At 40.6% G+C, this 26,912-nt stretch carries 31 protein-coding genes; 4 read left to right on the top strand and 27 right to left on the bottom strand.

The window, feature by feature from the left end; translation table 11 throughout:
- Positions 1-2 precede the first annotated feature (2 nt).
- From M2444_RS26200 to M2444_RS26215, 4 genes are read right to left on the bottom strand one after another with little or no spacing between them, the layout of a single operon-like run.
- Positions 3-803 carry a M15 family metallopeptidase gene (locus M2444_RS26200; protein ID WP_280788406.1) on the bottom strand — a complete coding sequence of 267 codons (801 nt, stop codon included), beginning with the start codon at positions 801-803 and terminating at the stop codon, positions 3-5.
- Positions 775-1,068, bottom strand: coding sequence for a phage holin family protein (locus M2444_RS26205; protein ID WP_280788407.1), 294 nt, complete (start codon positions 1,066-1,068; stop codon positions 775-777). The genes M2444_RS26200 and M2444_RS26205 overlap by 29 nt, the downstream gene beginning before the upstream one ends.
- A gap of 15 nt (positions 1,069-1,083) precedes the next feature.
- The gene (locus M2444_RS26210) at positions 1,084-1,371 is read right to left on the bottom strand and encodes a hypothetical protein (RefSeq protein ID WP_280788408.1); all 288 of its coding nucleotides are present in this window, start codon (positions 1,369-1,371) and stop codon (positions 1,084-1,086) included.
- 21 nt (positions 1,372-1,392) lie between these two features.
- Entirely contained in the window at positions 1,393-1,611 is a 219-nt protein-coding gene (locus M2444_RS26215) for a hypothetical protein (protein WP_280788409.1), read from the bottom strand.
- 572 nt (positions 1,612-2,183) lie between these two features.
- Here M2444_RS26215 and M2444_RS26220 point away from each other — a divergent pair.
- Positions 2,184-2,345: a hypothetical protein gene (locus tag M2444_RS26220; protein ID WP_280788410.1), complete on the top strand. Its 162-nt coding sequence runs from the start codon at positions 2,184-2,186 to the stop codon at positions 2,343-2,345.
- An 83-nt stretch (positions 2,346-2,428) separates the two neighbouring features.
- Here M2444_RS26220 and M2444_RS26225 read toward each other — a convergent pair whose 3' ends face one another.
- The 5 genes from M2444_RS26225 to M2444_RS26245 form a co-directional block, all read right to left on the bottom strand.
- On the bottom strand, positions 2,429-3,148 hold the full coding sequence (locus M2444_RS26225) for a hypothetical protein (RefSeq protein ID WP_280788411.1): 720 nt from the start codon (positions 3,146-3,148) through the stop codon (positions 2,429-2,431).
- A gap of 154 nt (positions 3,149-3,302) precedes the next feature.
- Entirely contained in the window at positions 3,303-3,905 is a 603-nt protein-coding gene (locus tag M2444_RS26230) for a 2,' 3'-cyclic nucleotide 2'-phosphodiesterase (protein WP_280788412.1), read from the bottom strand.
- 67 nt (positions 3,906-3,972) lie between these two features.
- Positions 3,973-6,081, bottom strand: a complete 2,109-nt coding sequence (locus tag M2444_RS26235) for a phage tail protein (protein ID WP_280788413.1) — start codon at positions 6,079-6,081, stop codon at positions 3,973-3,975.
- A 15-nt stretch (positions 6,082-6,096) separates the two neighbouring features.
- Positions 6,097-6,618 carry a phage distal tail protein gene (locus tag M2444_RS26240; protein WP_280788414.1) on the bottom strand — a complete coding sequence of 174 codons (522 nt, stop codon included), beginning with the start codon at positions 6,616-6,618 and terminating at the stop codon, positions 6,097-6,099.
- An 80-nt stretch (positions 6,619-6,698) separates the two neighbouring features.
- A complete protein-coding gene (locus tag M2444_RS26245) occupies positions 6,699-7,691 on the bottom strand; it encodes a tyrosine-type recombinase/integrase (protein WP_280788415.1) in 993 nt (330 codons plus the stop codon).
- Positions 7,692-7,807: 116 nt separating this feature from the next.
- On the opposite strand from M2444_RS26245, the gene M2444_RS26250 reads away from it, so the two are divergent.
- A complete protein-coding gene (locus M2444_RS26250) occupies positions 7,808-8,020 on the top strand; it encodes a helix-turn-helix domain-containing protein (RefSeq protein WP_280788416.1) in 213 nt (70 codons plus the stop codon).
- A gap of 254 nt (positions 8,021-8,274) precedes the next feature.
- Positions 8,275-8,868, top strand: coding sequence for a hypothetical protein (locus M2444_RS26255; protein WP_280788417.1), 594 nt, complete (start codon positions 8,275-8,277; stop codon positions 8,866-8,868).
- A gap of 147 nt (positions 8,869-9,015) precedes the next feature.
- On the opposite strand, the gene M2444_RS26260 is transcribed toward M2444_RS26255, so the two are convergent.
- From M2444_RS26260 to M2444_RS26270, 3 genes are all read right to left on the bottom strand, one after another.
- Positions 9,016-9,276, bottom strand: a complete 261-nt coding sequence (locus tag M2444_RS26260; protein WP_280788418.1) for a Gp49 family protein — start codon at positions 9,274-9,276, stop codon at positions 9,016-9,018.
- A 48-nt stretch (positions 9,277-9,324) separates the two neighbouring features.
- The gene (locus tag M2444_RS26265) at positions 9,325-9,495 is read right to left on the bottom strand and encodes a hypothetical protein (protein ID WP_280788419.1); all 171 of its coding nucleotides are present in this window, start codon (positions 9,493-9,495) and stop codon (positions 9,325-9,327) included.
- Between the two features lie 122 nt (positions 9,496-9,617).
- Positions 9,618-9,776: a hypothetical protein gene (locus M2444_RS26270; protein WP_280788420.1), complete on the bottom strand. Its 159-nt coding sequence runs from the start codon at positions 9,774-9,776 to the stop codon at positions 9,618-9,620.
- A 277-nt stretch (positions 9,777-10,053) separates the two neighbouring features.
- Between M2444_RS26270 and M2444_RS26275 the strand changes: the two genes are divergently transcribed.
- Positions 10,054-10,239, top strand: coding sequence for a hypothetical protein (locus tag M2444_RS26275; protein WP_280788421.1), 186 nt, complete (start codon positions 10,054-10,056; stop codon positions 10,237-10,239).
- Positions 10,240-10,447: 208 nt separating this feature from the next.
- On the opposite strand, the gene M2444_RS26280 is transcribed toward M2444_RS26275, so the two are convergent.
- From M2444_RS26280 to M2444_RS26350, 15 genes are all read right to left on the bottom strand, one after another.
- The gene (locus M2444_RS26280) at positions 10,448-12,535 is read right to left on the bottom strand and encodes an SGNH/GDSL hydrolase family protein (protein ID WP_280788422.1); all 2,088 of its coding nucleotides are present in this window, start codon (positions 12,533-12,535) and stop codon (positions 10,448-10,450) included.
- A gap of 31 nt (positions 12,536-12,566) precedes the next feature.
- Entirely contained in the window at positions 12,567-12,983 is a 417-nt protein-coding gene (locus M2444_RS26285) for a phage tail fiber protein (protein WP_280788472.1), read from the bottom strand.
- A gap of 24 nt (positions 12,984-13,007) precedes the next feature.
- Positions 13,008-13,562: a phage tail domain-containing protein gene (locus tag M2444_RS26290; protein WP_280788423.1), complete on the bottom strand. Its 555-nt coding sequence runs from the start codon at positions 13,560-13,562 to the stop codon at positions 13,008-13,010.
- Complete coding sequence (locus tag M2444_RS26295) at positions 13,563-18,857, bottom strand: transglycosylase (RefSeq protein ID WP_280788473.1); 5,295 nt, start codon at positions 18,855-18,857, stop codon at positions 13,563-13,565. It lies immediately after the preceding gene.
- A gap of 399 nt (positions 18,858-19,256) precedes the next feature.
- On the bottom strand, positions 19,257-19,589 hold the full coding sequence (locus tag M2444_RS26300) for a hypothetical protein (protein WP_280788424.1): 333 nt from the start codon (positions 19,587-19,589) through the stop codon (positions 19,257-19,259).
- Positions 19,590-19,660: 71 nt separating this feature from the next.
- Entirely contained in the window at positions 19,661-20,449 is a 789-nt protein-coding gene (locus M2444_RS26305; protein WP_280788425.1) for a hypothetical protein, read from the bottom strand.
- Positions 20,450-20,493: 44 nt separating this feature from the next.
- The gene (locus M2444_RS26310) at positions 20,494-20,682 is read right to left on the bottom strand and encodes a hypothetical protein (RefSeq protein WP_280788426.1); all 189 of its coding nucleotides are present in this window, start codon (positions 20,680-20,682) and stop codon (positions 20,494-20,496) included.
- A 122-nt stretch (positions 20,683-20,804) separates the two neighbouring features.
- The gene (locus tag M2444_RS26315) at positions 20,805-21,242 is read right to left on the bottom strand and encodes a hypothetical protein (protein WP_280788427.1); all 438 of its coding nucleotides are present in this window, start codon (positions 21,240-21,242) and stop codon (positions 20,805-20,807) included.
- Positions 21,239-21,817, bottom strand: a complete 579-nt coding sequence (locus tag M2444_RS26320) for a hypothetical protein (protein ID WP_280788428.1) — start codon at positions 21,815-21,817, stop codon at positions 21,239-21,241. The genes M2444_RS26315 and M2444_RS26320 overlap by 4 nt, the downstream gene beginning before the upstream one ends.
- The gene (locus tag M2444_RS26325) at positions 21,814-22,389 is read right to left on the bottom strand and encodes a hypothetical protein (protein WP_280788429.1); all 576 of its coding nucleotides are present in this window, start codon (positions 22,387-22,389) and stop codon (positions 21,814-21,816) included. The genes M2444_RS26320 and M2444_RS26325 overlap by 4 nt, the downstream gene beginning before the upstream one ends.
- 8 nt (positions 22,390-22,397) lie before the next feature.
- Positions 22,398-22,961 (bottom strand): hypothetical protein, encoded by a 564-nt coding sequence (locus M2444_RS26330; protein WP_280788430.1) that lies wholly within the window; start codon positions 22,959-22,961, stop codon positions 22,398-22,400.
- Positions 22,958-23,308, bottom strand: a complete 351-nt coding sequence (locus tag M2444_RS26335; protein ID WP_280788431.1) for a hypothetical protein — start codon at positions 23,306-23,308, stop codon at positions 22,958-22,960. The genes M2444_RS26330 and M2444_RS26335 overlap by 4 nt, the downstream gene beginning before the upstream one ends.
- Positions 23,309-23,373: 65 nt before the next feature.
- Positions 23,374-24,369, bottom strand: a complete 996-nt coding sequence (locus tag M2444_RS26340) for a hypothetical protein (RefSeq protein ID WP_280788432.1) — start codon at positions 24,367-24,369, stop codon at positions 23,374-23,376.
- Positions 24,370-24,426: 57 nt separating this feature from the next.
- Positions 24,427-25,464: a 3-oxoacyl-ACP reductase gene (locus M2444_RS26345; RefSeq protein WP_280788433.1), complete on the bottom strand. Its 1,038-nt coding sequence runs from the start codon at positions 25,462-25,464 to the stop codon at positions 24,427-24,429.
- Positions 25,465-25,504: 40 nt separating this feature from the next.
- A complete protein-coding gene (locus M2444_RS26350) occupies positions 25,505-26,839 on the bottom strand; it encodes a phage portal protein (protein ID WP_280788434.1) in 1,335 nt (444 codons plus the stop codon).
- Positions 26,840-26,912: the final 73 nt, after the last annotated feature.

Below are 26,912 nucleotides of genomic sequence, written 5' to 3' on the forward strand. Positions count from 1 at the left end.
TATCATTTCACATCAGCCTTAAAGTTTTTGAAGAAAGAAATAAGAGCTTTATTCGCCAGTCCCGCATTAACCAGCATAGTTATTACGTTCAATTCGAGCTTAGACTTTTCTGCTGAAGAAGTAATAATTCCGGCATCCTTGGCGGCCAGTATTTCCTTTTCATAGTCCTTCGCATATGTTTCCTTTCCCGAGATATTTAAGCGCTTCTCTAGGGCTGCTATCCGTCCATCTTGTTTCGCAATTACTTGTTCCAGTTCCTCGATTTTACTCATGTCTTCATTCACCTCCTCTTTTAGTCGATCTATAACAGCTGTTGCTTTTGCCATAGCGATCTCTGATGGCTTAATACCAGTTCTCAGCTGAGTAAGCGTTAAGCCAAAGACCATTTGAAAATGAGGGTAGTCCTTAAAGCTAGTCCAATCACCGCCCCATTCGAATCCAAGTGCCTTGGCCTCTTTTACAACCTCCTGCCAATCTGCAATCTGATTGTTATTACCATCCAAGCGCATATCCCACGACACACTTGAGCCATTTGGCAGCAAAAGAGCAAAATCTACAGCCAAGCCAAAATTATGATAGCTATACCCGCCCCGCGCATTGGTGACAACTGCTCCAGGCTTGGTACGACCTTGTGCGTAAAGAGCATCTTGTTCCGCGATAGTTCTTAATCCTTGAGTTATCAAAATAGGTACTCCCCGAGTGTAACAGCGTTCAATTAAAACTGTAGTAGCATCTAGTACCACTGGGTGCAAGCCTATCATTCTCGCAGATGATTTATTCTTTACTTGATCCAGCGTCATCATTATTACTCCCCCCTTTTAGGGTCTGCTTAACTAGTTGATTTCCGTAGACAGCTACAGCAGCACACAAGATTGCTTGCAAGATGCTTTCCGGGGTAAATCCGCGTGTCAAAACCACGATAATAATAGCCATTACTGTTACAATATAAATGATTGTCCAGTCCTGTACGCGCGGTGTCTGCTTAAGTATGTATCCGATCACCCAGCAGACAGTGACAACAAGTAACAACTCAGGATTGATAAAATTAGCTACTGCACTCCATTCCATAACAAACCACCCTTTCTATTCTTCGATTTTGTCTAGCCGCTTGTGCGCCTGCTTGGCGGATTCCTCAACACGCGTTACGCGTTCAACCAGTGCATCGGTTCTTTGCCCCTGTACTCTAACATCTGCCCGTATATCATCGACCCCGCGTTTGATGTACTCAACGTCAGTCCGCAGTACAGCTCCATTTCCAGCTTCTTGTGCTACCTCTTGTTTAAATGCCTTAGTGCGGCCAATCCAACCAAGAGCGATACCACTTAGAGCTGCTGCAACGGATATGATCGGTACAATTGTCGATACTTCCATTATCACGATTCTCCTTTATCTCTATGGAATATCATCGTTTTCCTTCGCTTCAGGTTCTGATTCTTCCCCGACCATTGGTTGCAATGCCGCTAACATCTCACCAACTATATGATCAACTTGCTGCAATATCTCAAATTGTCGCCCGGGGTAAAATTCTAATACTGTTACGATCGCTTCAACTAACTCTTCAGCTGGTCTCGTCAGATCAAGTGCTAATTCAAGTTTTTTTATAATTACCAACTATGTCCCTCCTTCCAGACAAAAGTAAAAGCCCCTCCAAAATTTGGAGAGGCTTTCTTATATTAATCATACATATTAAATGATTCTGATTTACTACTGATATAATAAAGGTATTTTATACATAAACGTCGAACTTTGGGACAAATAACGGGAGGGATTACTCATGGCTAATAACAAGATCAACAGAACTAAAAATTATCTAAACCGATCTGTCGATAAACCATCAGCAAGAATTAAAGGCAGTTTTGTCCCTATACCGCGATCCACATCTTCTGTCCCTGTTCGAAGAGTTGTGAAAGGAGTTTCAAGTGCGGAAAATTAAAAACACCAGTAGTGACATTACATTAAGAACCAAACGATCCGATAAGGGTATTTACCAGCACAAAGGCTCTGTTAGAGGTAGTCCAATGCCACCTACCAGAAGATATTCAGTAGATAAAAGCTCAGCAAGAATTAGTTCCTCAAGCACAATCGAGAAAAAATAATGTCTAGTAGCTTTACCGATCCTATCAATGTCTTTGAAGGATATTATTTCTTAATGTAGAATTTCAGTAAACATAAGGAGGTATTAAATGACCGAAAACAGCAAGGAACAAAAATGGATTTCGTTAAAAGGGTCCGTTGACAAATTGTCTGCAAGAATAACTCAGTTACCACTATCCAGCGCTAAGAGCGTGCCAACTCAAAGCGCAGGTGGTACTTCGAAAGGAGAAAAGAATAATGAACAAAAATAAACCATCAAGCACTACATCTCAAAAACCTACGGTAAGTTCTCCTACAAAACATAATAATTCCGTAGATAAAGGTTCAGCACGTATTATTCAGCCGACACCTCCGAAGAAGTAGCGCTAATATCCCTTAGTTGGGCTTCTTTAATTTCAACTGGATCAAATATTTTTACATAGGTGCCAGACTTTGTATCGTAAAAAATCTGAGAAACCTCGATCTTATGTCTTTTAATTAAATCAGTGAAAAATTCAACATCGTTAAGGTTTAGATAGCGTTCCGGTTCAAAAGTCCGGGACGCTTTATTTATGCATCCAATTATTGATCCATCTTCCTTGCCCATTTTATCTATCTTCCCAATTTCAACGACTTGAGGGTCGCTATTTGTGAATATTTCATCCCAAACAGAAGGCGTTTTTGAAAAATTGGCTATACCTCGCCATTTTCGAATTCTGTTAATTATCTTCATCTGTATCGGATAAAGCCACTTAGCCCAAATTACGCACAATACAAACGTAACCACTGAACTCATGAGTAAAAACATAATGAGGAATGTCAGACTGCCCGACTTATCCTTTAAACCTTGAATTGACCAGATCGCTTCGGCCTTTGATATTTTCTTTGATAGGCCCACTACTCCGTTGTAAAGTAAAAGAGTTGAAAATGACGCAGGCAACCATAGAAGCGCCGAAATTGCTGTGAATTCTCCAGGTGTATGTTTAACGACTGGATTGATTCCAAAAGATTGCAGCCAAAAGTACATTAGAAATCCTGGTAGTATAAATACAATAGTTCCAAGTAAATTATCCATTTCAACACCTCACCTATAAATATTCGCTCTATCCAAAGAAATCCCTTTAGATAGGATTCGTTCGAATAAATAAAGGCCCCTCCATAGGAGAGACCTTCTTAGTTATAGGATATTGTAATTTGTATACTGTATTGCTACGGTTATTGATTAACCTTTAATTTTGCAATAGAGTAAGAGCTTCATCAATTAACTTTACTTGAGCTTCAGCATTCTGAATATCTTGATTCATAGTGTTTAGTTCATTTTTAGTAGTTGTAATGGAATCAAGAACAGCTTCTTTAAACTTCGTCCCACTATCTTTCTCTGCTAGTTCCAAATTTTTTTGATTGATAACCATCTTTTCTTCTAGTTGAAGCTTGTATTTTTGAGATGGGATGATTATTTTGTTCATAAATATGTTTCTGGACTCTTGCAAACTCTCTTTAGACTGACCTAAATATGGATTTGAAGATTTGGTTATAGTATCTGCAATGGTGACAGCGCCTGCCTCTTCTACATTTGTAGTCACTTCAATAGTTTTTCCTTCCACTTTTATCGTAGCCCCCAATGAGTCAGAAATAGCACGCAAGGGAATATGTGACTTACTGTCAACTACAATAGCCTTGTCACTCAATACTTTACCGTTAACATTCACTGTATATTCCCCTGCCACTGTTTTACCGACTAATGATTTTATTTGATCTGCAAATACATTAGAAGAAGCCATGAGAACGGCCCCTATTACAATACCACTTAACATGTATGTCCACTTCTTCATCAATTTCACACTCCCCGATATTGGTATTATTATAATCATAACATCCTAATAGGAGAGTGTCATTATATTAAGTAACTGGGAATGTCCCCCCGCCACTGTTAACATTTGCAGGATTTCCATGGTTATGATTCGGAATCGAGACGCTGTATGAGTGACTATGACCTAAATTTGACTTTCCGCTCAATGCAGACCATAAAGCATTTATTTCTGCTTGTAGTCCTTCGATTGATCCAATTTGAATTCCTTTTACAGATGCATTGCCAAATCTAATCTCTCCGTTAAACGCAATAATAGGACTGTATAAATTCATATAGCTTGGAGCCTCAATGTACAATCCGTCATCAATACCATAAACACCACCTTTGAATATTTCGTGATCATCAAAGTACTCTGTTCCAGCAACACCGTACTTACCATTTTGTGAGATCGATACTCTTATCTTTCCAGATGCATCTACGGATCTGAAACTGTTAACATCCATTTCAACCCGCTGTCCGGAAGCAGCAGTCCTTATAAAAGAACCTGTTATTACTCCACCTTCAATTTCATTTCCTACAAATCGACTAGCCTGAACTAAAGAAGATATCATCGTAGATTGTTCAATTTCTCCTGTGAGTTTTATGGATCTGGCTATTACGTCTCCTGCCATATTTACTTGAAACTTAGCTTCATTGAAATTGGCATGACCTGCTGCCATTCCATGCGTGTTTATTTGCACCACGTTGTTGCCTTCTCCAATTAACATGGATACAAAGTTACCAAATTGTCCTATGACCTGTTCTGCCATCACACCATCAGCTGTTATTGCTGCTCGTAAGGTGTTCCATCCATCTGTAGATATACCGAGCCCTGCTGAAGTCAATCGTACCTGACGTAATGGATTATTTTTGTCTTGTGCAAGGATGCCACCTTCAGGTGGATAAATAAGTTCCGTTTTAGAGTTATTGATATCGTGTACGGCTAATCTAGCGAATTCTTCGAAAATAGCTGCTCGAACTCTTCCACCACTGAAAATGTTATCTACTATCGTTTTGCTTTTATCTAAGTCCGCAATGAGATCATCCATATCACTTGGCATAATATTAGAGATAGTCGCTTGAGCGTGTTTTTCTTTTGTGTATGGATATTCCGTCAGTTCCGTAATCCGCGCTTTTAATTTTACTATCTCCATATCAGGGTCATGACAATAAGCTATATCTCCCAATCCAGGTTTCGGCTCTTCATTGTCGATCTTATAAAGATCAGCGCCATCTGCAGTTACTTCAAAAGCAGGGATTTCTTTTTCCCTTAGTGTACGTCTAGCTGCTTCCAATAGTTGAGAAACTGCTTTTGGTAGGTCAACACTTGCATCAATATCTTGTTCTGTTAATTCTCCATCATAAAAAGGAACGGAGTCACTAGACCAAACAGAAGTATATGGAGAAATAAGATAGTTTACTCGCAATAGCCCATCGACAATTGCCCCAGGAACTGCCTCTAGCAGGAACCTTTCCTCATTCGAGAGAATTGAAGCCGGTTGTCCTATCCAAGTGACACCATCCTTCATTTCGCAAAACAGCCTAGTCACAAGAGAAGTTGTATCATCTTTGAACTGGTCTGAAATAATGTTCTTTTTTATTCTGTATTGTACTCCATCATCTTTCCCTATTTTTTTCTTTAAGTGTATTACAAAATTATCTGGATCTACTTCACACACATACATCTCAATAATTTTATTAAGTGCCTGAAGACAATTCCCCCGCCCGAAATCTTTGACATCAACCAAATCAAACGTATCATCAATCGAAAAAGTGAATCGTTCGCCAGTTGCTAAGGAAATCAAATTTGTTAACTGAGAAATATGAACGCCATATGCTTCATCGATATAGCCAGCATATGGGAATTTATAATCTGCAAGCTTGAACATTATGTGAGTACACATGATTGATGCTGTCAATTTGCGATCTTCTCTTACCCTAGATCGACTGTTAATTACGTAAAATTGGCCGCGTTCATCTTTGATATGACCCTTAAGCTTAATTAAATCTCTGTAATCTTCAGAAATCATCGGCACTGTGAATGACAGCTCATAATCAGAATTAATGCGTCGTTTGCGCTGAATTTCGTTCCTTAATACATCTACTAAAGCCCCAAGTGGCTTCATGTTTTTGTCATAAGACAGTAGATAATCATTCAAAAATATCACCCACTTCTAATAAAGGTATTTGTCTTTATGAGTAACTCGTGTCAAAACAGCTCTAGAACCTTCTGAATCTGTATACGTGATTGTGTTTTCCCCGAAAGCTATTTCTAAAAATTCACCACCGTGTAAGTGAAAAACGTTTTGTCCATTCTTAGTGATTTTCATTTTCTTAGTGTCGATTACAATTCGCTCTGAGGGATTAAACTCTCCAGTGAACGTAAATTCATCCGTATGTGTATATCTGACTCCAGCCTTTAGTTCAGTCTTGAATTCGAACAAGGCAACCATGGAACGCTCTCTCACCATCGTTGCTTCAAGCCCAGTCATAAATTGGAAATCAGCATTATATGTTTGTTCACGAACCATTGTAGCTTCGAATTCCGAAATAAACTCAAACATTGCGGTTATAGCCATGTCTAAATTCATTCTAGAGTCGAATTCAGTCTTAACCTCAAAATCAGCTCCGAATGTTAGTTCTGGAATGTATCCTCCATCAAATACAATACGGTTAAACGCGCCTCCGAACATCATTTCACCTCCTTAGGTCAGGAAAAGTTTCCTTACTTAATAAAAACCCTCGGCTATAATGTCCGAGGGTGTGACTATCTGTATTATTGAACCAGATATCTCTTATGTTGTTCTCTTTTGCGATCTTCAGTGATACGAGCATAACGAAGAGTTGTTTGCGGATCCGAATGACCCATGAGCTCCTGCACTGCAACAAGCTCTGCTCCATTATTCAGTGTAAGCGTGGCGAAAGTGTGCCGTAGCACATGCGGACTGACTTTATCCTGCAACCCAGCCGACCGAGCGATAACAGAAATCTCCCGTTGTATACCACGTTTAGTCAGGCGACGATGAGGTTTACGCTCAGTAACCATGAGTGCTTCGCAATCGTCTGTGCGGATTTTCAGATATTTCATTAGATGATACATAGCCTTAAAACTAAAATATACCTCACGCTCTTTATTACCTTTACCGATTACACGGCAACTCATAGATTGATGATTGATTGCATCACGATCCATGCCATAGACTTCTGATAACCGACAACCAGTAGCATACATTACCTCGATAAAGGCACGTTGCCGAACTGTTTTACAAGCTTCCCGAAGCATTTCAAGTTCTGGAATAGTCAGTGCCTTCGGCATGCGCTTTTCGAGTTTCGGCGTTTTCAGCTTGGCTGATGGGTCACGGGGCAGGATCTCTTCAGATGTTAGCCAACCGAAGAAGCTTTTAAGTACAGACAACTTCTTGCCGATTGTACTCATTTTCAGTTTATCAAACTGTCCCAGGTAAGCTCGAATATCGGCTGCCGTTACAGCGTCTGTGCGCTTGCGTACATGCTTAAAGAATATGTGCAGGTCCAAGGCGTATCCATCCAGCGTTAGAGGGCTCAGCCCCTCCAAACGTTTAGAAGAGAGGAACATCTTAATTTTCTCATCTGAGTCTGGATGTGGTTCATCTTCTTCGATCTTTTGAATATGGTATCTAGCCACTACGGCGGACAATATGGATTTTGTGCGTTCAACCTCTAACTCAGGAAAGGACTCATAGATCACGGCCACGACATCGGACAATAGTTGTTCACTAACATTATTCATGATGACCTCCTATTGTTACGAATTTCGTTATCATATATCCATAATACAACGTTACTATTTACGTAACAATAGGATAATGGTACTATCTTCGTAACAACTTTAAGGAGGCGATACAAGTGATAATTATCAAACTGGTTAGTTTGCTTAAGGAAAAGAATATCTCTCAAAGAGAATTCGCAAGAAGGACCGGAATCCGGCATCCTACCATCAGTGAAATGTGTTTGAACAAAGTCAAATCACTACCAGTAGAGAACCTGGATAAGATATGCGTTGAATTGGACTGTGAATTATCAGATATTATTGAATATAGAAAAGAGCCGCTGGAGTGATCCGGCAGCTCTTTTTTAATCCACATTTTCAGTTGTCCAGTAGTGAATAGTGTGGTCATTATCTTTTTTTAATAGTAAAAAATCCCCAATCCCTATAGAATGGACATGTCGTCGCCATTTAAAGGGAAGGAGGATTTTGCGATTAAACCTAAGTGCGTGGACACCTACTAGCTCTAGCCTGGTTCGCAATCGTTCGCTCTTCGGTGTTCGTGCGATGCAACCACACACTCTTATTATATGCCAGGAGGAGAGGAATGTCATCCAAACAAGCAGTATTTAAGAATATCGATGATACACTAAAAACAGTCGAAATTGCTCTAAAAGATTTAAAGAATGATTTACCAGAACGCAGACATGCTTCAATTAGAAACATTATTACTTTTGGGCGTACCGTCACTTTTGCGATTCAAAAACTAAAATCGCACGTTGATGATTTTGAAACTTGGTACAAGCCAAAACAACAAGAAATGATTGCAAACCCTCTTTTCAAATATTTTAATGAAGTTCGAAACCAGATTATTCATGAAGGTAAACTCGATACAGGTGTATCAGCAAACATTGCCTATTTTAGTACTTTATTTTTACAGTATATGCCGAAACCACCAAACCACACAGGATTCTTTATGGTTGATGAAAATGGAGGTTCGGGCTGGACGATTAAGAACGAGTTCGGCGAAGAAGAGAAGTTCTACATTACGATTGGCAAGGAAGCACTTGATGTTCAGCTTTCATTAATCGGATTGCCTGAGGATCTCCCATATGAAGATACCTCAATTCTAAACTTGTGCACGATTTATTACGATTATCTTAAAAATCTTGTTTCTGAAGCAAAACTACAATTTTCATAATCGTTCCAAACCCTATCGGCGGTAACTGATAGGGTTTTATTGCTATCAAGTACACTTACACTAGTGCGCAGTATGGTCCTTGGCTCCGATATATCCATAAACGTTGATTTATCAGCATTTATAGGCATTTATAAGGGTTAATATCTACTACTGCGCAGCAAGTTCACACTGCAATTTATAGCCTTCAAGCTCCCAAATCTTATTAACTATGCGTTGTTTGCAGATCTCCATCCCCATAGCTGCATCGAAGTTGATAGGATCTACACAGGATGAGGACTCGACAATCACAAAGCCATTGGGCAGCTTACAACTGACTACCGTGGTTTTACCAAATTCTTTAGAAACTTTAATCTCCGAGTTTTCATAGATCGCTTCAACATCTGCTACAGTGATTTTATTTTTACTCATCTTCTTCACTCTCCTATTTTGGTTTGTACAAAATAAAAGAAGCACCCATTATGAGCGCTTCTTTCTGAACTCCTCGATCATCTGTTCTTCTTCGATGAACTCTTTCATTTTCTGCGTTACCCAAGTTGAAATCTTAATGCCCTTCTTCCCGGCGAACCGACAGAACTCTTCATAGACTTCATCTTCAACCGTGATGTTGTGTCTCGATGTGACCAGCATTACCACCTCCTACAAGCATGGTAATATTGTCCAATATACACAGGTGAATATCAATACACATCAATACACACTAGTGAACAGTATGGTCCTATTTTTCAATAATTAAAGGTTACCCGTAGATTCTATTGACCAGGGATGATAAATGTCGGCATAGGAAATTCACGGCGATCGAAGACAGCTTTCTCTACAACTAGCAACATGTCACTTTTTAATACCTCTATTACTTGATAAATAATTCCTCCGTAGTCAATAGTCCGGTCCAACGCGAACATATCAAACATGAGATCGCCTCCATGACTTAAATTCAGGGATATTATAACATATATACCACTTAATAACCTCATGTGGTTGATTTTCACCTACTATAGTAGAAAAGAATCCGATTCAGACTATAAAACTGACTAGTTTCTTTCAATACAGCAATGAACTTTCTTGCAATTAGTTTATTTACATTAGAATTGGGATAAGTTGTATGACCCTTCTGTGTGGATGCTACTTTTCACCTACCCATATCCTCACTTTCCCAGTAGAATATATTTATGTAAAGGGGGTGGAATAATGGAATCGGTAAAATATAGATGTAAAACATGTGGAAATACTCAAACATATCAAGGAATTGTCGTTGAAGGAAATCCTCAAATGACGATTCATTTAGCAAATTCGAACACTATTGTTATGAAGTGTGATGACTGTGGAGCTCAGAATCAAATTTCAAGTTCTGACCTTGTAATTGTAGAAGAATAAGTCCCATTTCAATTACCAACTGTTTCAAATCACTGAGGCCTGAGGGGATCATAGTCTGCGGAGCTGTTGATTTCCCAGCTTCTTATATCAACATTATCACAAGATACTTGGTGTAAACACCGACTTTTATAAATTCTCAGGATTTAGACATCTACTTTCCTCATATCTAAGAGACAATCTAGCCGCAGTATGGTCATATTGTCTTTGTTTACGCTAACCTAACACTAAATACGGCAGGTTTATTCGTAGCTCCACTCCATGTGATTACAAATTCGTTGGTCTGTGTGTTATAGGTGACATTTGATATAGTTCTTTCTACTGGCGTAGCGGCAATATTTTTCCTACTAATTTCACCTAAAAAAGCACTACCGGAGTTATCACTCATGGAACCTTGTATATACTGATACTTAATCACAGATTGTGTATAATTCGACACTGTTATTTCAATAGCTGGATGTTTCCAATACTGTGATGTCTCAATAAATACATCTCTTAATCCCAAAGAAATAACTAGATCATCTAAGTTTATTCTTGTCTCTGTTATGACGTCTGAAGTATAGGTATCTGACGTTCTTCCCAAATAAGAGCTTTTCTTTGGTAAATCGATGAAACTTTCTTTTGAGATAAATTCTACACCATTGAAGATAGTGGTCCCACCTGCTGATTTAATTTTCAATGTATGCCATCCATCACTCACTATTCTTAATGTAGCTAAATTATTTTTTAAAATCATGCGCTTAGAATAATCATTTGCCAGTTTAAGATACGTAATAGAACTTGGTTCTAATTCTGAACCATATGGACTAAATAGTGCACCATCAATACTATTCTGTGGTTGGATTACGCCGAAATCCAATTCTAAAATCATAGATCCGCCAGTTAAATAAGCATAAGGAAGGACAACCAGGTCATCCTTTTCAGCATAAAAGCTATAAATAATTCCTGCTCCATTGGGAATACTCGCTACTATTCCTTTGCTTGCATCCGTTTCATTAGGTGTGTTAGTTGGACTATTTACTGTAAAGCTAGACCCGTTAAAATAAACAATATTATCCATAGTTGGTCTACTTAAAAGTTTAGATCCATTACCCACAAAATTTATATTTTTGAGACCTTCACCTATAAAAACACTTGCCAAACGTGCAGCAAAAACAGAGTAACCAGCGCCATTAAAATGTACCGTGTCTGAATAAATAGAAATAGGATAGTTCTTTGAAAATTTTTCTGCATCAATAACAGGGACGCCATATTTTTCCCCTAACAAATATAGTGAGTTTCTAAATACATCAAGGGCATTTGCTGCAGCGCTTTGCATCTTAGGAGAAGTTAAAATAATAACGGCTTTCCCCCATAAAATTTCACGCACTATAAATTGCTCATACCAATATAAATATTGTTCGATATTGCCTCGTATGTCATCAGGAACCCAGCTTGCATTATAATCATTTGTACCATACATGCAAATGGTTAAATCAGAAGCCTGGTAAGTTTGCCATCTGTAAAACCCTTGTTTAACCCAATCTCCACTATACCCTCGATTTAGTACCGTAACCTTGTTATTGTAGATTTGATTTAAATACTCCTGTAGCTTTTCTGGATATGTTGCACTTGCTATGGTAGTTGTGCTCCCGTTTATTCCAGGTCGAATATCAGAACTTATTAAATCATAGCCATAAGTTAAAGAATCGCCTTTACAAATAATTTTTGTTTCTAATCCATTTCGTAATTTTTGATAAAATTTAGCTAGCAAAATAGCCTGTTGAGATTGTACGTAGTTTAGATCAATTTTTTTACCCGCTTTATAAGTCGTATTAACTATATCCTCAACAAACTGAAATTTCGCTATATCCGCCAACTGCGCATTAGCAGCATCGATCCGAGAGTCAATTTCTGCCTTCTCGGCTTCTAGTCTCTCAGGCAATGAGTCATATCCAATATAGTCTGGACCCGCTCCTGTTCGGGCTGTTTCAACCTCTCCCGCAACATCTAAGATGTTTTTCCGAAATGACTCATGATCTGCTGCCGTAAAATATCGTGCCACTCTTGATGATGTTCCCCAAGGTCTAGCTATCGTTCCTCCAAAACCACGAGTACAACCAGTTAGTGTGTTTCCACTCTTTGCTGTATAAAGAACCGTCTCTGCTGTTTCATCCCAACCTATTGTTATCAAATTCGGTCCTGCTGGGAGAGATGCTCCATTAACTACTGTTATCGTTATTGATGAATTTGTAACATCCGCTGCCAACTCCGTTATTATACTGTTCGCTACAGCTGGGTACATTGGCTGTTGTGCCATTTTCCATACCCTCCTTTCCTAAAAGTGAATGCTATTGTGAGAATCTCACTAGAGTTGACCCAGCGTAAAACTTCGCTTTATCCCCTATGAGGATTGATCTACTTGCTGGTTTTCCATTTACGTCTTGTAATGGTTGTGAAGACATCAAGTTGCCCCCCGTTGCCGCCGTTCTTAAGGCTACGTGTGTCACCATCCCCCAATCAGCAGATGCGATAGGGAAACTAACGTCAATTGCAGATCTGACCGTCATTTTCCCATTCTCTAGTGCGGCAACCGAGAATGTAATAGGTTGACGCTCATATCCTCCACCAGTAACTTCGATTCCAGTATCTGCTTGCGTTGGATCTGACGTATATAGCGCCAAGTACACTGTTGGTGGAGCGCCTAATGCTACGTTTCTAAATGCTGCATTCAGAAATGCTGCAGATAGCCAATTCGATATTTGCATTGCCAATTTGATCATCTCCTAATGTTAGTTTAAAAAATATTCATTGGTTAATTTGAAATTTCGTATTGAATTGCTTCCGATATTCGTAAGAGTGATAACTGGTTCTGATTTTTCATCACCATCAGAGCTAACAAAAAAAACTTCTGGAGAAATGGTAATTGTTGTTTCGAGGATTTTTTCTTCACTTTCTGGGAATGGATTCTCAGCCATGGTTATAGGGATCATTAATTCCCCATCGAAGATAATTTTGGTAATATCCATTGTTCCAGCATACCGACCCCTATAACGTTTGCCTGGTCGATCTGAGAACGTAAATACAATATCCCCCTTACGGATATTAAAAAGAGCCGCCACTTGGGCGACTCTGTTGTGATAGTCTATTGTCGAATCATCAGCCATAACGATGCATTCGAGGTTAAATGTTCGTGGTCCGTAAGTGCTGCCAAAATCTATGGCTCCATCTCGATCTGCGAGTTCTAGTGTATTATCTTTTGTTGGTGGTAATACAGGGATGTTATGAGATTTAAGCCCCAAGCCTATACTCTCAAAGGATACACCGTCAGCTGTTGCTACAACCAATTATTTCGCCCCCGTTCTGGATTGTGCCCTCCGCACAAAGTTGTCTCTTTCGTTCCAAAAAACATTAATATCTGATTTATTCTCAAAATAATTATCTCCTGAGGATAATTCGAAATGGTTGTGGATTTGCTGCGGATTTGATCCACCAAAAGAATTTGTTGCTGATGTGCTAGGCATTGCGAAGCTGAATGAAGGCACTCTAAAGTTCATCAGTTTGAGTAAGTTGTCCTGTTGTCGCTCATTCACAACAATTTCACTTGCATGTGCTTCAATCAATGTGGCTGCTCCACGGGGTCCCTTAACTTTACCGCCTTCAGAAAAGCTTTGAAGTTTTCCAGTGTCTTTATCAATGCCGTATTTATTACGCAACTCCTCATTTCTTGCCGCTAAACGCTCCATTTCTGATTTTTTACCAGCCGCTTTTGCCGCATCCCATGCATCCTTGTTAGAATTGTACTCGATTAAATCCAAATCCTTCTTAGATGTTGTCATTGTTGTAATGGAAGATAAAGAGCCACCTACAGTTGGTGTTAAAGAATTGATCGCGCTCATCTTATGCTGGTAGTCTGAGATAAATTGATCTAGCTGAGCCAATATCTCGGCGTTCTTCTCAGCTTCCTTAAGAACTTGAATGTTTTTCATAATCTCCGAACGATTAGCGGTATCTGATGAAAAACTTTCTAACGCTTGAAGTAACTCATCGTAATGCGTTTTTGTAGATTCGATATCTTTGTCAAAAGATTCCTTCTTGGCGTCCTTTTCATCCTGTAGGGCTTGCTTTTGTTCTTCCAAACTTCTCTTAGCTAAGGTACGCTCATGATCGAGTTGCAGTTTCTCGATGTCCTTTTGAACCTGTTTTCGTTCTGCGATTCCATCCGGTCCCACAGCTGAAGCAAGTAAAGCTAATCTAGCTTGTTTTTCTGCCAACGCACTTTCGTAATCCTGATCTTCATTTAATTCCTGTTGTTTGCTAAGTAAATCATCAATAGCCTTTATTTCAGCGTCCTTCGCGGCAATATAAGCGTCCCGCTCTGCTTCTATTGCTTTTATAGCTGCGTTTTTAGAATCCTCTAACTTTTTCTTGTAGTTCTTTCCGAGTTCATCAACAATCTTCGTTTCCTCTTCTATGAGTTTCTTGCGAAGGGAGTATACTTGTTCATCCGCTTCCATTCGCTGATCAGTTCCTTCTCTATACATACTCTGGATCTTGATCCACTCATTTAGTTCCTCTTTTGTAGTTAGTTCCCCGATGTTTTTCTTGTGATTTACATTCTTCTGAAATTGCGAGAATTCTTCTTCAACTAAACTCTTTTTCTTTTCATAGATTTTTTTCTCTAATGCGAAGTTTTGTTCAGCAGTTCGTGATTTGTCTAGAGACATGCGTTTATATGCATCTAGTTCCATTTGTGCAATCTCAGCTTTTTTCTTCCCAGCCATCTCCATCTTTGTGGATTCTTTATCGATCCAGTTCGTGGAGTTAACATATCGCATCTCATTATATTGCTTTGTCAAATCATAGACTTGTTTTTGTGCTTCAGTCTTTTGTTCCGTAGTCAGGTAGGTCTTGTTTTGTTCCTTGGTATAAAAATCAAGAGAAGCTTTAACCATTTCGATTTCCTGAAGGTTGGCTTGCCGCATGCGCTCAGTCTTCTTTTCTAAGTTGGCCACATCTTCGGTGTACCTTGCATCACTTAAAGCTACGACGTCCCTACTCCATTGCTTTAGCGCATCTTTGTCCTCCGACAAGAACTGCGCGTGCCGTTTCTTTAATTTTTCATATCCAGATACTTGTTGGTCTATGGTCCAATTTTGGCGTTCCGCAACATACTTAAAGTTATCAAGATCGTTCTGATACGCTTCTTTCCTAGCCGCTGCTGCATCCTTTGCTGCTTTTTCAGCAGATTTATCAGCAGCACTTTTGCTTTTACTTTTCTTACTATCCTTGGTCGAACTTACTCCAAAATCAGGATCTTTATAAAGAGCACCTAAAGCTTTTATTTTTTCATCATAAGATTTCGCCTCGGCATCGTATTCAGCAAACAATCCGTCTAATTCACTTTCAGCCTTTGCCTGATCCAATCCTTGCTGCTTAAACTCTGACTTAAAGTACTTTAAGTCATCTCCTGTTGTGGTTACATTATCTGCTGTGATTACCTTAGAACCGTTCACTTTAGCCTTCAGATCAGCAAGACTCTTGATTGCTGCGGCTTCTATTCCATAAGCAGCAAGTCTATCTTCGGTAGCTATTTTAGTATTAAAAGCAGATGTCTTTTCAGCTTCTAGATCACTTATTGCCTTAGCGACTTTTTCTTTTCTTAATTTCTCAAGTGCTCCCTTTTCAAACTCCCATCCATCTGCAGTCTTGTATATTTCAGTAGCTAATTGCGGATATTTTAAGATTAATTCTGCGGCAGCAGATGCATTTAAAGATTGCTCTCCAGAAAGTTCATTCAAGATGCTATTCATTTCACTGATAGCCGTCCCATTTCCATCTATCTGTTCTCGGAGGTCTGCAAGTACTGCCCCCATGTCATTAAGGCTCTCAGAAGATACACCAGCCTTCCCCGCGAGTTGATCAAGACCATCTACTGTTAGTTGGCCCAATTGTACATTAGTATCCGCTAATGATTCTTGCAACTTGTTATGAGCAGTAGTTAGTTCCTCCACCTTTGTTTGAGCATCTTTTTCAGCATTAGTTACCTTAAAAGATACCCCAACTCCATCCTCACGGAGACGAGTAAGTTTTTCTTCTGCTTTACTAAGTTTTTCTCGGGCATTAGACAGTTTTTCGGAATTCTCTGCTAATTGCCCTTCCAAAGATGATTTACTATCAAGCAATACATTCTTTCTAGCTTCATTCTGTTTTGTAATCAGTTGATTTAGCGCGTTAACTTGGATTTTAACAGCTTCGTCTGTGTAATTGGCGGCTTCTAGTTGCTTAGCTCCCTCTTCTCCAAGAGTAATGATCAGAGCTTTAGTAACATCATCCAATTGTTTTTTTACTGTTGATTGCTTCTCAGCTGACATATTTCCAGAATTCATGGATTGTTCTAAAGACTTATGAGCGTTAACCAATTTAGGAAGCAATTCAATTTGACGTTCATATTGGCTAATTATTTGCTGGCTGGAAGAATCTTGGTCCTTCATTGCCTGGGCATGCTCTCTGGTCGCTTTCTCCGCTTTACCACTTTGAAAGACGAATAAAGCAATAGCCCCAACAATGAGAGTGATCCCAGCTGTCCATGCCGCTGTTGTCAACATGGCCGCTCTTGCTGCTGCTGTAAAAGCAACCATTTCTGCTGTAGCTGCTGTTTGTAGTGTCGTGTTCATAGCAATAGCCGTACTCAAGGCAGTCTGAGCTGTCTTCCACTGGGTTAGTAATGGTGACATAAGCTTGTATAACGCAATGAGGCCTGCAATAGAGGCAGTAGCTCCTACCGCTCCCTTGGGAATCTTGGTTAGTCCAATTAATAATTGATCTATTACATCCAAGGAATTCTTAATGGCTGAACGCAGGCCATCATCTCCAGCTTGGTTGAATATCTCTAGTAGCGATGTTTTGGTTTGAGCTGCTTTCCGTGAGATTGTATCCATCTGTACCTTGAGGTATTCCAGAGTTGATCCAGTAGATCCAATGGACGCGGCAGTGCCAAGTAAAATGTCACCCGCATTAAGTGATGCTGCTAATTTTGCGTATTGATATACCCCGCGTGATATATCTGCATAGGATTTAGTTAAGTCATAATTCTTATCGATGACTTTAGTAGAGAGATCCAGTAAGATATCATCTGCTCTACGCCATTGCTCTTTCCCATCTACAATTTCTTTCGTTGCAACACCTAAGTTTTCAATTTCTGCTACCGCTTTATCTGTTCGGATTGTACCAAGGACCGTTTTCCACATGTTCCCGAGGTTTTCACCCGAAAGAGCAGTGTTTCTAACACCCGATGATATCAGTCCATTCATAACATCAAATGAAACGCCTGTCTCAGCAGCAATCTTACCCGTACGTTCGTATGCTGCTCCAAGGTCTTTCGCTGGTGCCATGGTATCATGTGCTACCTTAGACCAGGAATCCAATATGCGCCCACCTAATACCATTGCATCATTAGCGTTATTAATCTGCACTCCGTATTGCGCTAAGGTAGACTCCATACTCTTTGTAGCATCTTCAAGACTCACCATATCTACTGTAGATAGCATGGTGGACTTCCGCACCATTTCCTGAACAACAGCAGCATCCTTGTACATCCGTCCCCACAGACGCGCTGATTCGGTTACATCTGTAATCTCTGAACCAAGATTGTGTGCAGTGTGGAGAAATTTAGTAGTTTCTTCGTTGAGGATTTGAGTATTCATAACCATTTCTTCAGTGCCATTTTTATGTTCAAGGAAGTACTTTTCATTTGTCTGAACATATCCAGCCATATTAGACTCGATATCCACTAAGCCTACTTTCATGGCAGCTTGAACTTCATGGATACCACGATAAACTGTGTTAAAGACCACGGCATGGGCTGCCATTTGTTGTAATCTCGATGCCCACCCTGATGTGGCAGAATTCATTTCTCCAGAAGTGTCAAATATAGAACTTGACGATCCATTTGACTGTGTAGCAGTTTGTTGTATTGCGCGACGAATCTTCTGCTCTTCCTGTAATACTTTCTCACGCATCTGTTCTGCTTTGATTTCCCGAGTTCTTAGTGCCTTAATCCAAAACTGCTCATATTCTGCTGCCTGTTGCTTTGCCTGTTGTCCTTCTCTCTCTGCTAACTGCATGAGCTTTTGGCGAATAGACTGCTCTTCCATTAAAACTCGTTCTCTAGTTCTGTCTGAAGTATTGGAACCTCTTGTAGTTGTTACCTTAAGAGCACTGGCATACGCTTTATTCTGAAGGATTTCCATCCGCTTTTGATGTTCAAGCTCTTGATGTTCTATGGCATCATATCTCTTCTTAATAATTGCTTCCTGAGCAGCAAGCTTCGCATTTACGATCTGATTCGCTTGATCAAGTTGGTTCTTCTTGGTGTTAAGCAATTCAGCTTGTGCCGTACGTTGTTTAATTAATGCCTCTGACTCAGCCATAATCTTTTTACGTCGATCTTCGGATGTCAGAGCCATCTTGTCTGCTGCTGCGGCTAAAGCAGTATAGTTCTTTGTAGTTACGGTAATCTCTGAATTCAATACCTTGAATGTCTCGGCGTTGCCTTTTGCTCCTCGGTCAATGGCCTGAAAGGCTGGGAGCATCTTCGAAGTATCAAGACTAAGCTTCGCCCCAACAACATCTTTATTCATATCTGTCAATGTATTTTCACCCCTTATTGGTGGTCAGGAAATTTTTCCTGAACTAGTGACATGCCATATATACAGAAAAAAAGACCTGCCGCTGATAAACGGAGGTCTCTTATTTATTTTTTTGGAAAGAACCCTAAGTCTGAAAGATACTTGGCCTGCTTCGGCTTTTTGATTCCAACTTCCCCACCGTGCAGAATGACTTCGAATTCTCTATTTTTATTCTTTGCTTTCATAAGTGCACGAATTTTTGGGATCGTCATGTTAATCCATTCGCTATCTGATATCCCATTACTTACGCACAAAGCCCATAAATCAAGCCAATTAGTTTCTTTTTCTTCCTCTTCAACTTCGTCGTTTTCCTCTTCATCTTCTGCATCTGGATCTGGAGGAAAGGACTCATTATAGAAATCGATCTAGGAGAGTATCCAACTCCTTGATGCCTTTATCATCTACTCGCTCATATTCGTCCTCTGATAGACCGTCTACCAAAACCAGATTAAAAGCCTCACGATAAGCCGCTTCAATGGCAGGCCAATCTACCTCATTACGATCTTCTGTCGCTGGCCATTTGTCTCGTCCGATCGAAGTGGAAAACTTGTATGGTGTTATCTTCATTACTTGTCGTACATTACGAATCAACCCAATACTACCGATTTTTACATTTTTAACAATATCTTCAGCTAATCGTACTTCTGAACCAATATTAAGCGTTTCATCAATTTGACTATCCATGAGTATTCCTCCTATAAATGAAAATCCCTCACCTATGAGCGAGGGATTCAATTTTGATATGGTAATTAAGATTAAATACCAAAGATCAATTCTACTGCAACACCATCTGGGTTATCCGCTGAAATGTCTGGTTCCATGATTTCAAGAGTCATAGTGTTTGATGTCGGCTTTTTACGTTCCTGGGAAACGTCCAGTGTTCCACCGCCTAGTGCTTTCCAAATTGTAAGTTGGCATGGCACTGGATTCCCACTTGCATCATCAATAAGTTCAAATCTATGGACCAATTTAAAAGGCTTAGGTCGGCGCTTGCCGCTCAACTTGCTCTTCGTGGAGTCCTCTTTCGTCCATGAAAATGTAACAACTACAACTTTTCCGTTGTTTGTGGCATCAGTTGTAATTTTTCCAGCTGCAGTAATAGAGTATTGAGTTGCAGTAGGGGCTGTTGCAGCTCGTGTTAAAGGCACTAGTTCTCCGGTGTCCGCATCCTTCAAAAACACTTTATCGCTATCCGCAACAAATACCCCGCCGTATTTTACAGGTGCTTTAACTGTGTATCCATCGGTAGCGACTAGAACACCCGTTTCAGTTTCATTGAATTTTACAGTTCCGCGTTCAGTTTCAGCGCCTTGAGAGATTTCAGCCAGAATCGTAGAGAACCGCGGTATTTCGATACTAGCCTTATCCGCCAAATCCTGTGCTGTGTAATGGAAAGCATACCCCGATTCGCCGCCCATAACCTTCTGCCAATCCAGTTGAAGTTGAAGTGATACTTTAGAAATTTTATCATCCAAGTATTTCAATGTTCCATCCGTTTGATAAACGGAAACTGTACCCACACCATCAAATACTAATGGTCTCATGATTAATTTAGCCTCCTTATGGCATAAAAAAAGAACCAGTCAGATTATTTGACTAATTCCCATAATCGCAAATCTATTTCGTTGATACGCTTGTACTCTTCTGTTTCTTCATAACCTTCAATCGGTTGTGCACCCTCACCCATCAAACCTAACTTACTTGCCAACGTTACTTTTTCCTTCACTAGTGCTTCCAATTCTGATGGTTCTTTCTTTAATTTATTTTGTACGGTCAAGTTACTCACCTCAATTCTTGAAGGGCTCTTTTCCAAGCCTTGCCGATTACTTCACCTGTTCCTGCTGTGTGTTGCACTACCTCATGTAATAGCTTAACAGTGCCTTTGTTCATGATCGCTCCCTAATTCATGCGGATATAGTCAATATCGTATATACCTTTATAACCTTTAACGCCGCTGATTCCTGTTGCAAAATCACCGTCATAGGCAAGTACACAAAGGAAGGAATGAAACCCCGGTTGAACAATCTTCTCATCGTGAAGGAGTTTGAACGACCGCTCAAATAGCAGTTTCGCCTCATACCCTGTCTTGCCGTAAAAGTCGATGCAGAACTTCCCTTGAAACACTAGGTGGTTTTGGGAGGCGAACTGCCCTGGCATGATGTATTGGCATAGATGTGGCACGGTCTCTTTCGTGACCGTTATCTCGGGCTCTACGCCCTTAGTAAAGCGCTTGACTACTTCTTCAGGGGTAGGCGAAAGAGTAAGCTTCAATAGCGCCATGAATTCACTATCAGCCATGTGCGTATTCTGAATAGCGTCAATCAGTTGTAGACTCAATCATTCACCTCCGTAAAGTAACGATGGTAAGGAAAGTTTTCGATTACTTCAGCAATGCCTTGAAGAATTCGATTCCTATTTGACTGAATTGCCACTCGTAGGAAAAACGTTGGTGGCGATGGCTTAAACTTTGGGTCTATGTCACCGCGTTCAGCCAATTCTTCTAAATCGACTCCCGCATAACCACCACCTGAGAACCGCATTGTGCCATCAATGCTTTTATAGTTCCCTTGTCCTCGTCCAACAACAACTTTGCTGCTTCGTGATCTCAATCGGTTCCACGCATCACTGTTCATATAGGTAACTAATCCGGGGTTCTGAGTAACATCAGCCATCAAAGATCCTTTGCCGAACTGCTCTAACCAAGCCTGCCAGTAATCAGCTGTAATATCTCCTGAGATCATTTGATTAGCAAGTACGAACATTTCCATTTGCAGCTTGTCACGTACCGCTGGGTAGTAGCGTATGCCACCTTTGGCAGTAAGCAAGACTAACTTAGTAAGTCCGGTAATCTCAATAGCAAGTTTGCTCTCAAGGTCCTTAGTAGCTCTTGCAGCATCATATCCGGTAATCATCGCATATCCTCCGATAACTGTATCTGGTAAAGCCCAGGAAATTGAATATCGTTGATATCATCCACCTGATATGGGCGTCCATTAAATACAATGCGATCTGGTTTGAGCAATTTGGGATCATCAGGACGACGAACATCAACCGTATTTTGCAAACGCACTAGATGCGTTGAAGTCGGTAATAGTCCGGGGTCTTCTTGTCTTAGTTGTCCATTTACATAACGAACGAATGAATGCACTCCCGTTTCAATGTCCAGAAAGTCAGGGTCGCCGATAGGATTGTAATTCCCATCATATTTCTGACTATACCGCTGAATTTTGACAATCATATTCGTCTTTACCATCCCACAATATTTATCACGTTCTGGCGTTGGTCGTTGTGAACAGACAAGGAATGTTTCTCCTGTTTCTATCAATGCTCCTGACACAACTGACGATTCAGGAGCAAATCGACCAATATAGTCTGATTCTCTACCAAATTGAGAAGATCCGCTTGATCCGCGAGACAGTATTACTGCTTCCGGCAGTCCGTTCACTGTACAAGGAGTATGTCGGTGCGAGAAATCATGAAACATACACTCACCTACCTGAATGAACAATACTGATACTCTGACAGTAGATCAGCTATCTCTGGAGTGATCATATTGTTTCCGAAGTATTCAATCGTGGAGTCAACGTCTTTTTTTAACTTAACGTTAGTGTTTGCATTGGCAGATAACTGAGCAATTATCAAACCACAAGCTACTTTTACTTTGTCGGGAATAGGGTCCCATCCACTGGTGTAAGTAACCTCAATTTCCGCATATGGTGCACCAAACTCTGAATTACCACATGTCAAAGAACCGATCTCTTTATCAACGTCCAAGACGCTTAGATCGGTTTCTACAAACCCTGGAGCACCAAAGAAATTGTCACCTGTTATACCGTAAGCAGCTCTACCTTTAACTTCGGTGATATCTTTCACTGGGTAAAATGATAAATGTCCTCGTTGATTCGTCAATGGTATTCGCTCGTTGTAGCTCTTAACGCCGATCTCACGCTTACAGCGTCCGTCAATGATAGCTGATGCTCTAATAATTAAAGGGAGGGTCAGAACCACTCCTGCGGGTACGTAGTCGGTGTCTTCTACAGTTAGATATTGGCTCATTCAATATAACCAGCTTCCCGCAGTTCAGTTGCTGTTACAGAAGAGAAGGACGCTTTGCCATTAACGAAATTAAATACACCCTTTTTAGTGTGTACACTATGGGTCCCTTCTCGTCCAGCTTCCCAACCTTTCAATGTAACAACTTCTGGTTCAAGTTTATCTTCATCAACGTCTGATTTTTCTGTAGTTGGTTTTATCGATTCGGTAGTTGGCGTTGTTTCGGTTGTTTGAGATGCCGCTGCGTCTGATAATGATTGATCTCCACTACTCAGTTCTCCAGCAGAAGATTCTTCATTTTTTTGTTCAGTTCCTTTATTAACTTCGTCTTGAGGTTTTTGTTTTGGCACGTTTATCAGCTCCTTTTAGAGTAAAATAGGCGACCACAAGGGCCGCCATTTGAATTTAGTAGCTACTAGCCGATAGTTGCAATCGTTGGACGAATGATTTTTCCAGCTGCATGCGCATAAGAAGCACCCTTTGCAATCGGGCAACCATATTTAATACCTACGAATTTCATCTGTAGGTCAGATGTCGTACCGAGTTGGAAGACATACGCGTCTTTTTTGCCTACATAGTGATATTCAAGCATCGGCTCTGTCACAATGACAATGCCATAATCTGTTTTAGTTGCATCAGTTGAATTAACTGACGAGGTGATGAATGGTTCCGGGATAATTGGCAAGATTCCTGCTGATGTCATTACAGCTCTGACTTCCAGCCCAGCGACTACTGTTTTGCTTAATCCAGCGATTTGGGTATTGTTGTTTGCTGCTTCACGTTCTTCTTCTTCCAAGTAGTAGTGTGCAATCGGGTCAATATAGATCGCCGTTGGACGTAACTCGAATTTCTCAGAACCAACCATAGCCGCTACTTTAGCACGAATACCCGCTATGATGGAGGCATCAGGAAGAATTTCAAAGGTATTGGTGATTTGCTTTTGAAGACCTACATATTGAAACGTAGTAGGTGTTGCTAGAGCAGTATCATTACCTCTCCATAATCCTTTGCCGTGTGCTAATGTAATTCCGTTGATCATATCGTTAACATCTTTGGCTTGCAATTCGGTGAAGTTTCCTTGTTGTTGACCCAAGGTGATGTCGTAATGACCAAAGTTAGTGGCGTTGGTGAGAGCTTTTACTTTAGCTGATCTTGGTACTCTTGCATTGCTAGTCGCTGTAGAGGTGGGGTTTCGCGGATCAGTAAAAGCACCGCCATTCAATTCTGTTTGCTCGAAGTAAGCCGTAAAGTCGCCTGTAGCCGGAACGTAGTTAATTCGTCCATCGAGAATGGAGTTCCGCTTCATTGCATCAGTAATTTCCTTTTGATATTCGTCTACAACAATTGAACCTGGGGCAATAATCTGTGCTGCTGCCGCCAAGTCGATCCATTGAGTTTGAGAAACACTCATTTTTACACTCTCCTTATAATTACAAATGGTTTTTAATTCGATTTAAGAATTGATAATTTAGGACTGTGTGTTCATTTCACGATGCTTCATTTTCAGTACAATCGATTCCGAAGCACTTAGATTCATACGATCAACTGTCGCGCAGAAAGAGGCATGGTCTGTGCCTTCTCCCTCCTGTAGTTCCTTCCCATATTTAGAAAGCAACTGTGAAGCCGAAAAGGTTTTGCGCTCTGGCTCTGCTGGAGGCGCCCCCTTTGCTTTGAGTTCGGCTAGTTCTTGCTTCAATAATTCAGCCTCATCTTTTGCCGCTTTAAGATCAGCAGCAGCTTTTTCTTCTTCAGTTTTCTGATCTGCCTCACTACTAGCTGCTTTCATGCTCGCCAGATCAGTTTTGATAGTACCTACTTCAGTCACAACGCTTTGCACACTGGCTGTAATGCCTCCCATTGCTTCCTGCAATGATTTCATGCCATCTTCCATGGCTTTGATTTGTTCGGGTGTCATTTCAACATCCTCCTCTATGGATTTATTGTTTCTTGCTGCAAAACTAGTTGTTTTATAAGCGGCAGCATCGGCGAATAGAATCGCAGCGCCAGTACCGCAGAACTCCATGACATCAAGCACGTTTTCCATGTCTGTAGCGTTTTGAACCGAAGCTTCCATTTCAAGCGAAGCGCCGAATTTGTATTCGCTCCAGTTGTATTCAGCCGCTAACCCATTGTAGTAACGAATTGTCGCTACAACATCCGGGAAGTCTTTACCGTAAATGTATCCCTCGACCCAGGCGCATCCTTCCATGGAACGGTAAGCCTTATCGATCACGGCCACTTTGAAACGTGGTTCATGGTCAGCCATTCCTGTTGCGTAATCGATGTTTAGTGCCATTCCTACAAATGTTTGAAGGTATTGGTCACAGACACTTGAAGAGATGCGAATCAGTTTACCGCCTGCCCCTGAGGGCGAACCGTCACTCGGTTGATCAACCGTGAATAATACGCATTTGAATGGCACCTTGTTGGGATGTCCGCCAGAATCAGATAACTTGAAATCCTGAACGCGCATTTTCGAGTTACTCATTTTCAATGTCTTAAGCATTTTGGTTCTCACCCCCCTTCAGGGCATAATAAAAACACCGTTACGTTTGCTCGGTGTTTGTTTCTTCTTTGTTAGGTTTGGCTTCTGGAGGTTCTGGCGGCGGATCTTTCGTAGCTGCGAGTTCTTCCTGTGTTGAGTTGATATCAATAACTTCCAGTTTACTTGGCTGTAATAACACCTCGCCGTGTTGATTTGGAAGTGCTTTCTTACCTCGTTTGTCTCTTACTTCATCTGGGGTATCTACTCTTCGATCTAAATAAATAGCGTCTATGTCCGCTTGGGTCTTCAGGTCTTTTAGGGATGTAGCATAATGGAATTTAAACTCTAGAACGTCACCCATCCCAAACATCCCATCAATGATCTGGTTGTTTATGTGTTCAACTATGTTTTCAGCTATAGATTGTACAGTAGATTCAGTATCTTCATCTTCACTGTCTGCTGTGCTGCGATTAACATCCTTGGTTTGACCTAATTTTTTGGGTGATATATCAAAAGCTAAAGCCACAATTTCGATTAAGAAGCGCTGCCATTCGATGAAAAGCGCCTTATCATCAGTTGCTCCCAAGTCAAGAACGCTAGTACCTTCAAACCCACTTACTATCGGCATCTTCCCTTGGCCCATAACTTCATTAGCCCAGAAATCCATAAACGCATCAGCAGCCTTTGGACTTGAGCTCTTACCGAGGTTCAGTAGCTTTCTCATAAATGTTGACTTGGTTTGTTTCCCTCCAGAACGATGCGTTTCAATAAAATTGGTTGCCGACTCCCATACTACCTCAAGTGGAGAAAGACCAAATGGTGTATTAGTCCGAGGATTCATTCTGATATACATCATTTCAGATGCTTTCAAAGGAATCGTATTACCGCTAACTCGTTGAGCAAATCGATATGAATTTGGCTTTCCGTCCCATTGTGGAAAGAGTTCTACTGTAAAGGTATCTACTGGATACATCCTAAATGGTCTCAGCGGATCTCCTGCCCTTTGTATTTCAGAACTTCCTGCACTGCCTACAAGCATGTCTTCAACGATTTGCTCTAGCCATGAACGAAAGGAGTCTCCAGAGTTTGGCTTGAGTAATGATCGTTCGATTGTCTTGCATATATCTTTATACTTCTCAGTGTCATTCTCATCTATAGCTGCCACAGTCCAGTTCAGCTTAGTGATGCCGTTCTTTATCACATTGATTGCTCTACGTGGTATTGGAGACTCACTCAATGTTCTGAGGTTTGTTGGAGTTCGTTTTGGAACTGGCTGAGCATTTCCACTACGTGTCCACCATCCATATGACTGTGAGTACGCCTCAGTTTGCCGATCCGGTTCATTCTTTGTTCGACCAGCTGCAAGCCAATCTATTAGGATTTGTCTTATACCCAAGGTTTTACCTCCTTTCTTGGACAATAAAAAGAAGGCAGGAAATGTTTCCTGACCTTCTGATTTCGCTCATACT

The sequence above is a fragment of the Paenibacillus sp. PastF-3 genome, assembly GCF_029893135.1.
GTDB classification, from domain to species: Bacteria; Bacillota; Bacilli; order Paenibacillales; family Paenibacillaceae; genus Paenibacillus_AQ; species Paenibacillus_AQ nitricinens.

Bases quoted from the DNA above. Each gene is read 5' to 3' on its own strand.
- M2444_RS26345 (WP_280788433.1), bottom strand. From the start codon at position 25,464: ATGCTTAAGACATTGAAAATGAGTAACTCGAAAATGCGCGTTCAGGAT.
- M2444_RS26210 (WP_280788408.1), bottom strand. From the start codon at position 1,371: ATGGAAGTATCGACAATTGTACCGATCATATCCGTTGCAGCAGCTCTA.
- M2444_RS26220 (WP_280788410.1), top strand. From the start codon at position 2,184: ATGACCGAAAACAGCAAGGAACAAAAATGGATTTCGTTAAAAGGGTCC.
- M2444_RS26300 (WP_280788424.1), bottom strand. From the start codon at position 19,589: ATGGATAGTCAAATTGATGAAACGCTTAATATTGGTTCAGAAGTACGA.
- M2444_RS26320 (WP_280788428.1), bottom strand. From the start codon at position 21,817: ATGATTACCGGATATGATGCTGCAAGAGCTACTAAGGACCTTGAGAGC.
- M2444_RS26280 (WP_280788422.1), bottom strand. From the start codon at position 12,535: ATGGCACAACAGCCAATGTACCCAGCTGTAGCGAACAGTATAATAACG.
- M2444_RS26230 (WP_280788412.1), bottom strand. From the start codon at position 3,905: ATGAAGAAGTGGACATACATGTTAAGTGGTATTGTAATAGGGGCCGTT.
- M2444_RS26255 (WP_280788417.1), top strand. From the start codon at position 8,275: ATGTCATCCAAACAAGCAGTATTTAAGAATATCGATGATACACTAAAA.
- M2444_RS26285 (WP_280788472.1), bottom strand. From the start codon at position 12,983: ATGCAAATATCGAATTGGCTATCTGCAGCATTTCTGAATGCAGCATTT.
- M2444_RS26325 (WP_280788429.1), bottom strand. From the start codon at position 22,389: ATGTTTCATGATTTCTCGCACCGACATACTCCTTGTACAGTGAACGGA.
- M2444_RS26265 (WP_280788419.1), bottom strand. From the start codon at position 9,495: ATGCTGGTCACATCGAGACACAACATCACGGTTGAAGATGAAGTCTAT.
- M2444_RS26225 (WP_280788411.1), bottom strand. From the start codon at position 3,148: ATGGATAATTTACTTGGAACTATTGTATTTATACTACCAGGATTTCTA.
- M2444_RS26200 (WP_280788406.1), bottom strand. From the start codon at position 803: ATGATGACGCTGGATCAAGTAAAGAATAAATCATCTGCGAGAATGATA.
- M2444_RS26260 (WP_280788418.1), bottom strand. From the start codon at position 9,276: ATGAGTAAAAATAAAATCACTGTAGCAGATGTTGAAGCGATCTATGAA.
- M2444_RS26330 (WP_280788430.1), bottom strand. From the start codon at position 22,961: ATGAGCCAATATCTAACTGTAGAAGACACCGACTACGTACCCGCAGGA.
- M2444_RS26275 (WP_280788421.1), top strand. From the start codon at position 10,054: ATGGAATCGGTAAAATATAGATGTAAAACATGTGGAAATACTCAAACA.
- M2444_RS26205 (WP_280788407.1), bottom strand. From the start codon at position 1,068: ATGGAATGGAGTGCAGTAGCTAATTTTATCAATCCTGAGTTGTTACTT.
- M2444_RS26295 (WP_280788473.1), bottom strand. From the start codon at position 18,857: ATGAATAAAGATGTTGTTGGGGCGAAGCTTAGTCTTGATACTTCGAAG.
- M2444_RS26245 (WP_280788415.1), bottom strand. From the start codon at position 7,691: ATGAATAATGTTAGTGAACAACTATTGTCCGATGTCGTGGCCGTGATC.
- M2444_RS26305 (WP_280788425.1), bottom strand. From the start codon at position 20,449: ATGAGACCATTAGTATTTGATGGTGTGGGTACAGTTTCCGTTTATCAA.
- M2444_RS26270 (WP_280788420.1), bottom strand. From the start codon at position 9,776: ATGTTTGATATGTTCGCGTTGGACCGGACTATTGACTACGGAGGAATT.
- M2444_RS26340 (WP_280788432.1), bottom strand. From the start codon at position 24,369: ATGAGTGTTTCTCAAACTCAATGGATCGACTTGGCGGCAGCAGCACAG.
- M2444_RS26240 (WP_280788414.1), bottom strand. From the start codon at position 6,618: ATGATGTTCGGAGGCGCGTTTAACCGTATTGTATTTGATGGAGGATAC.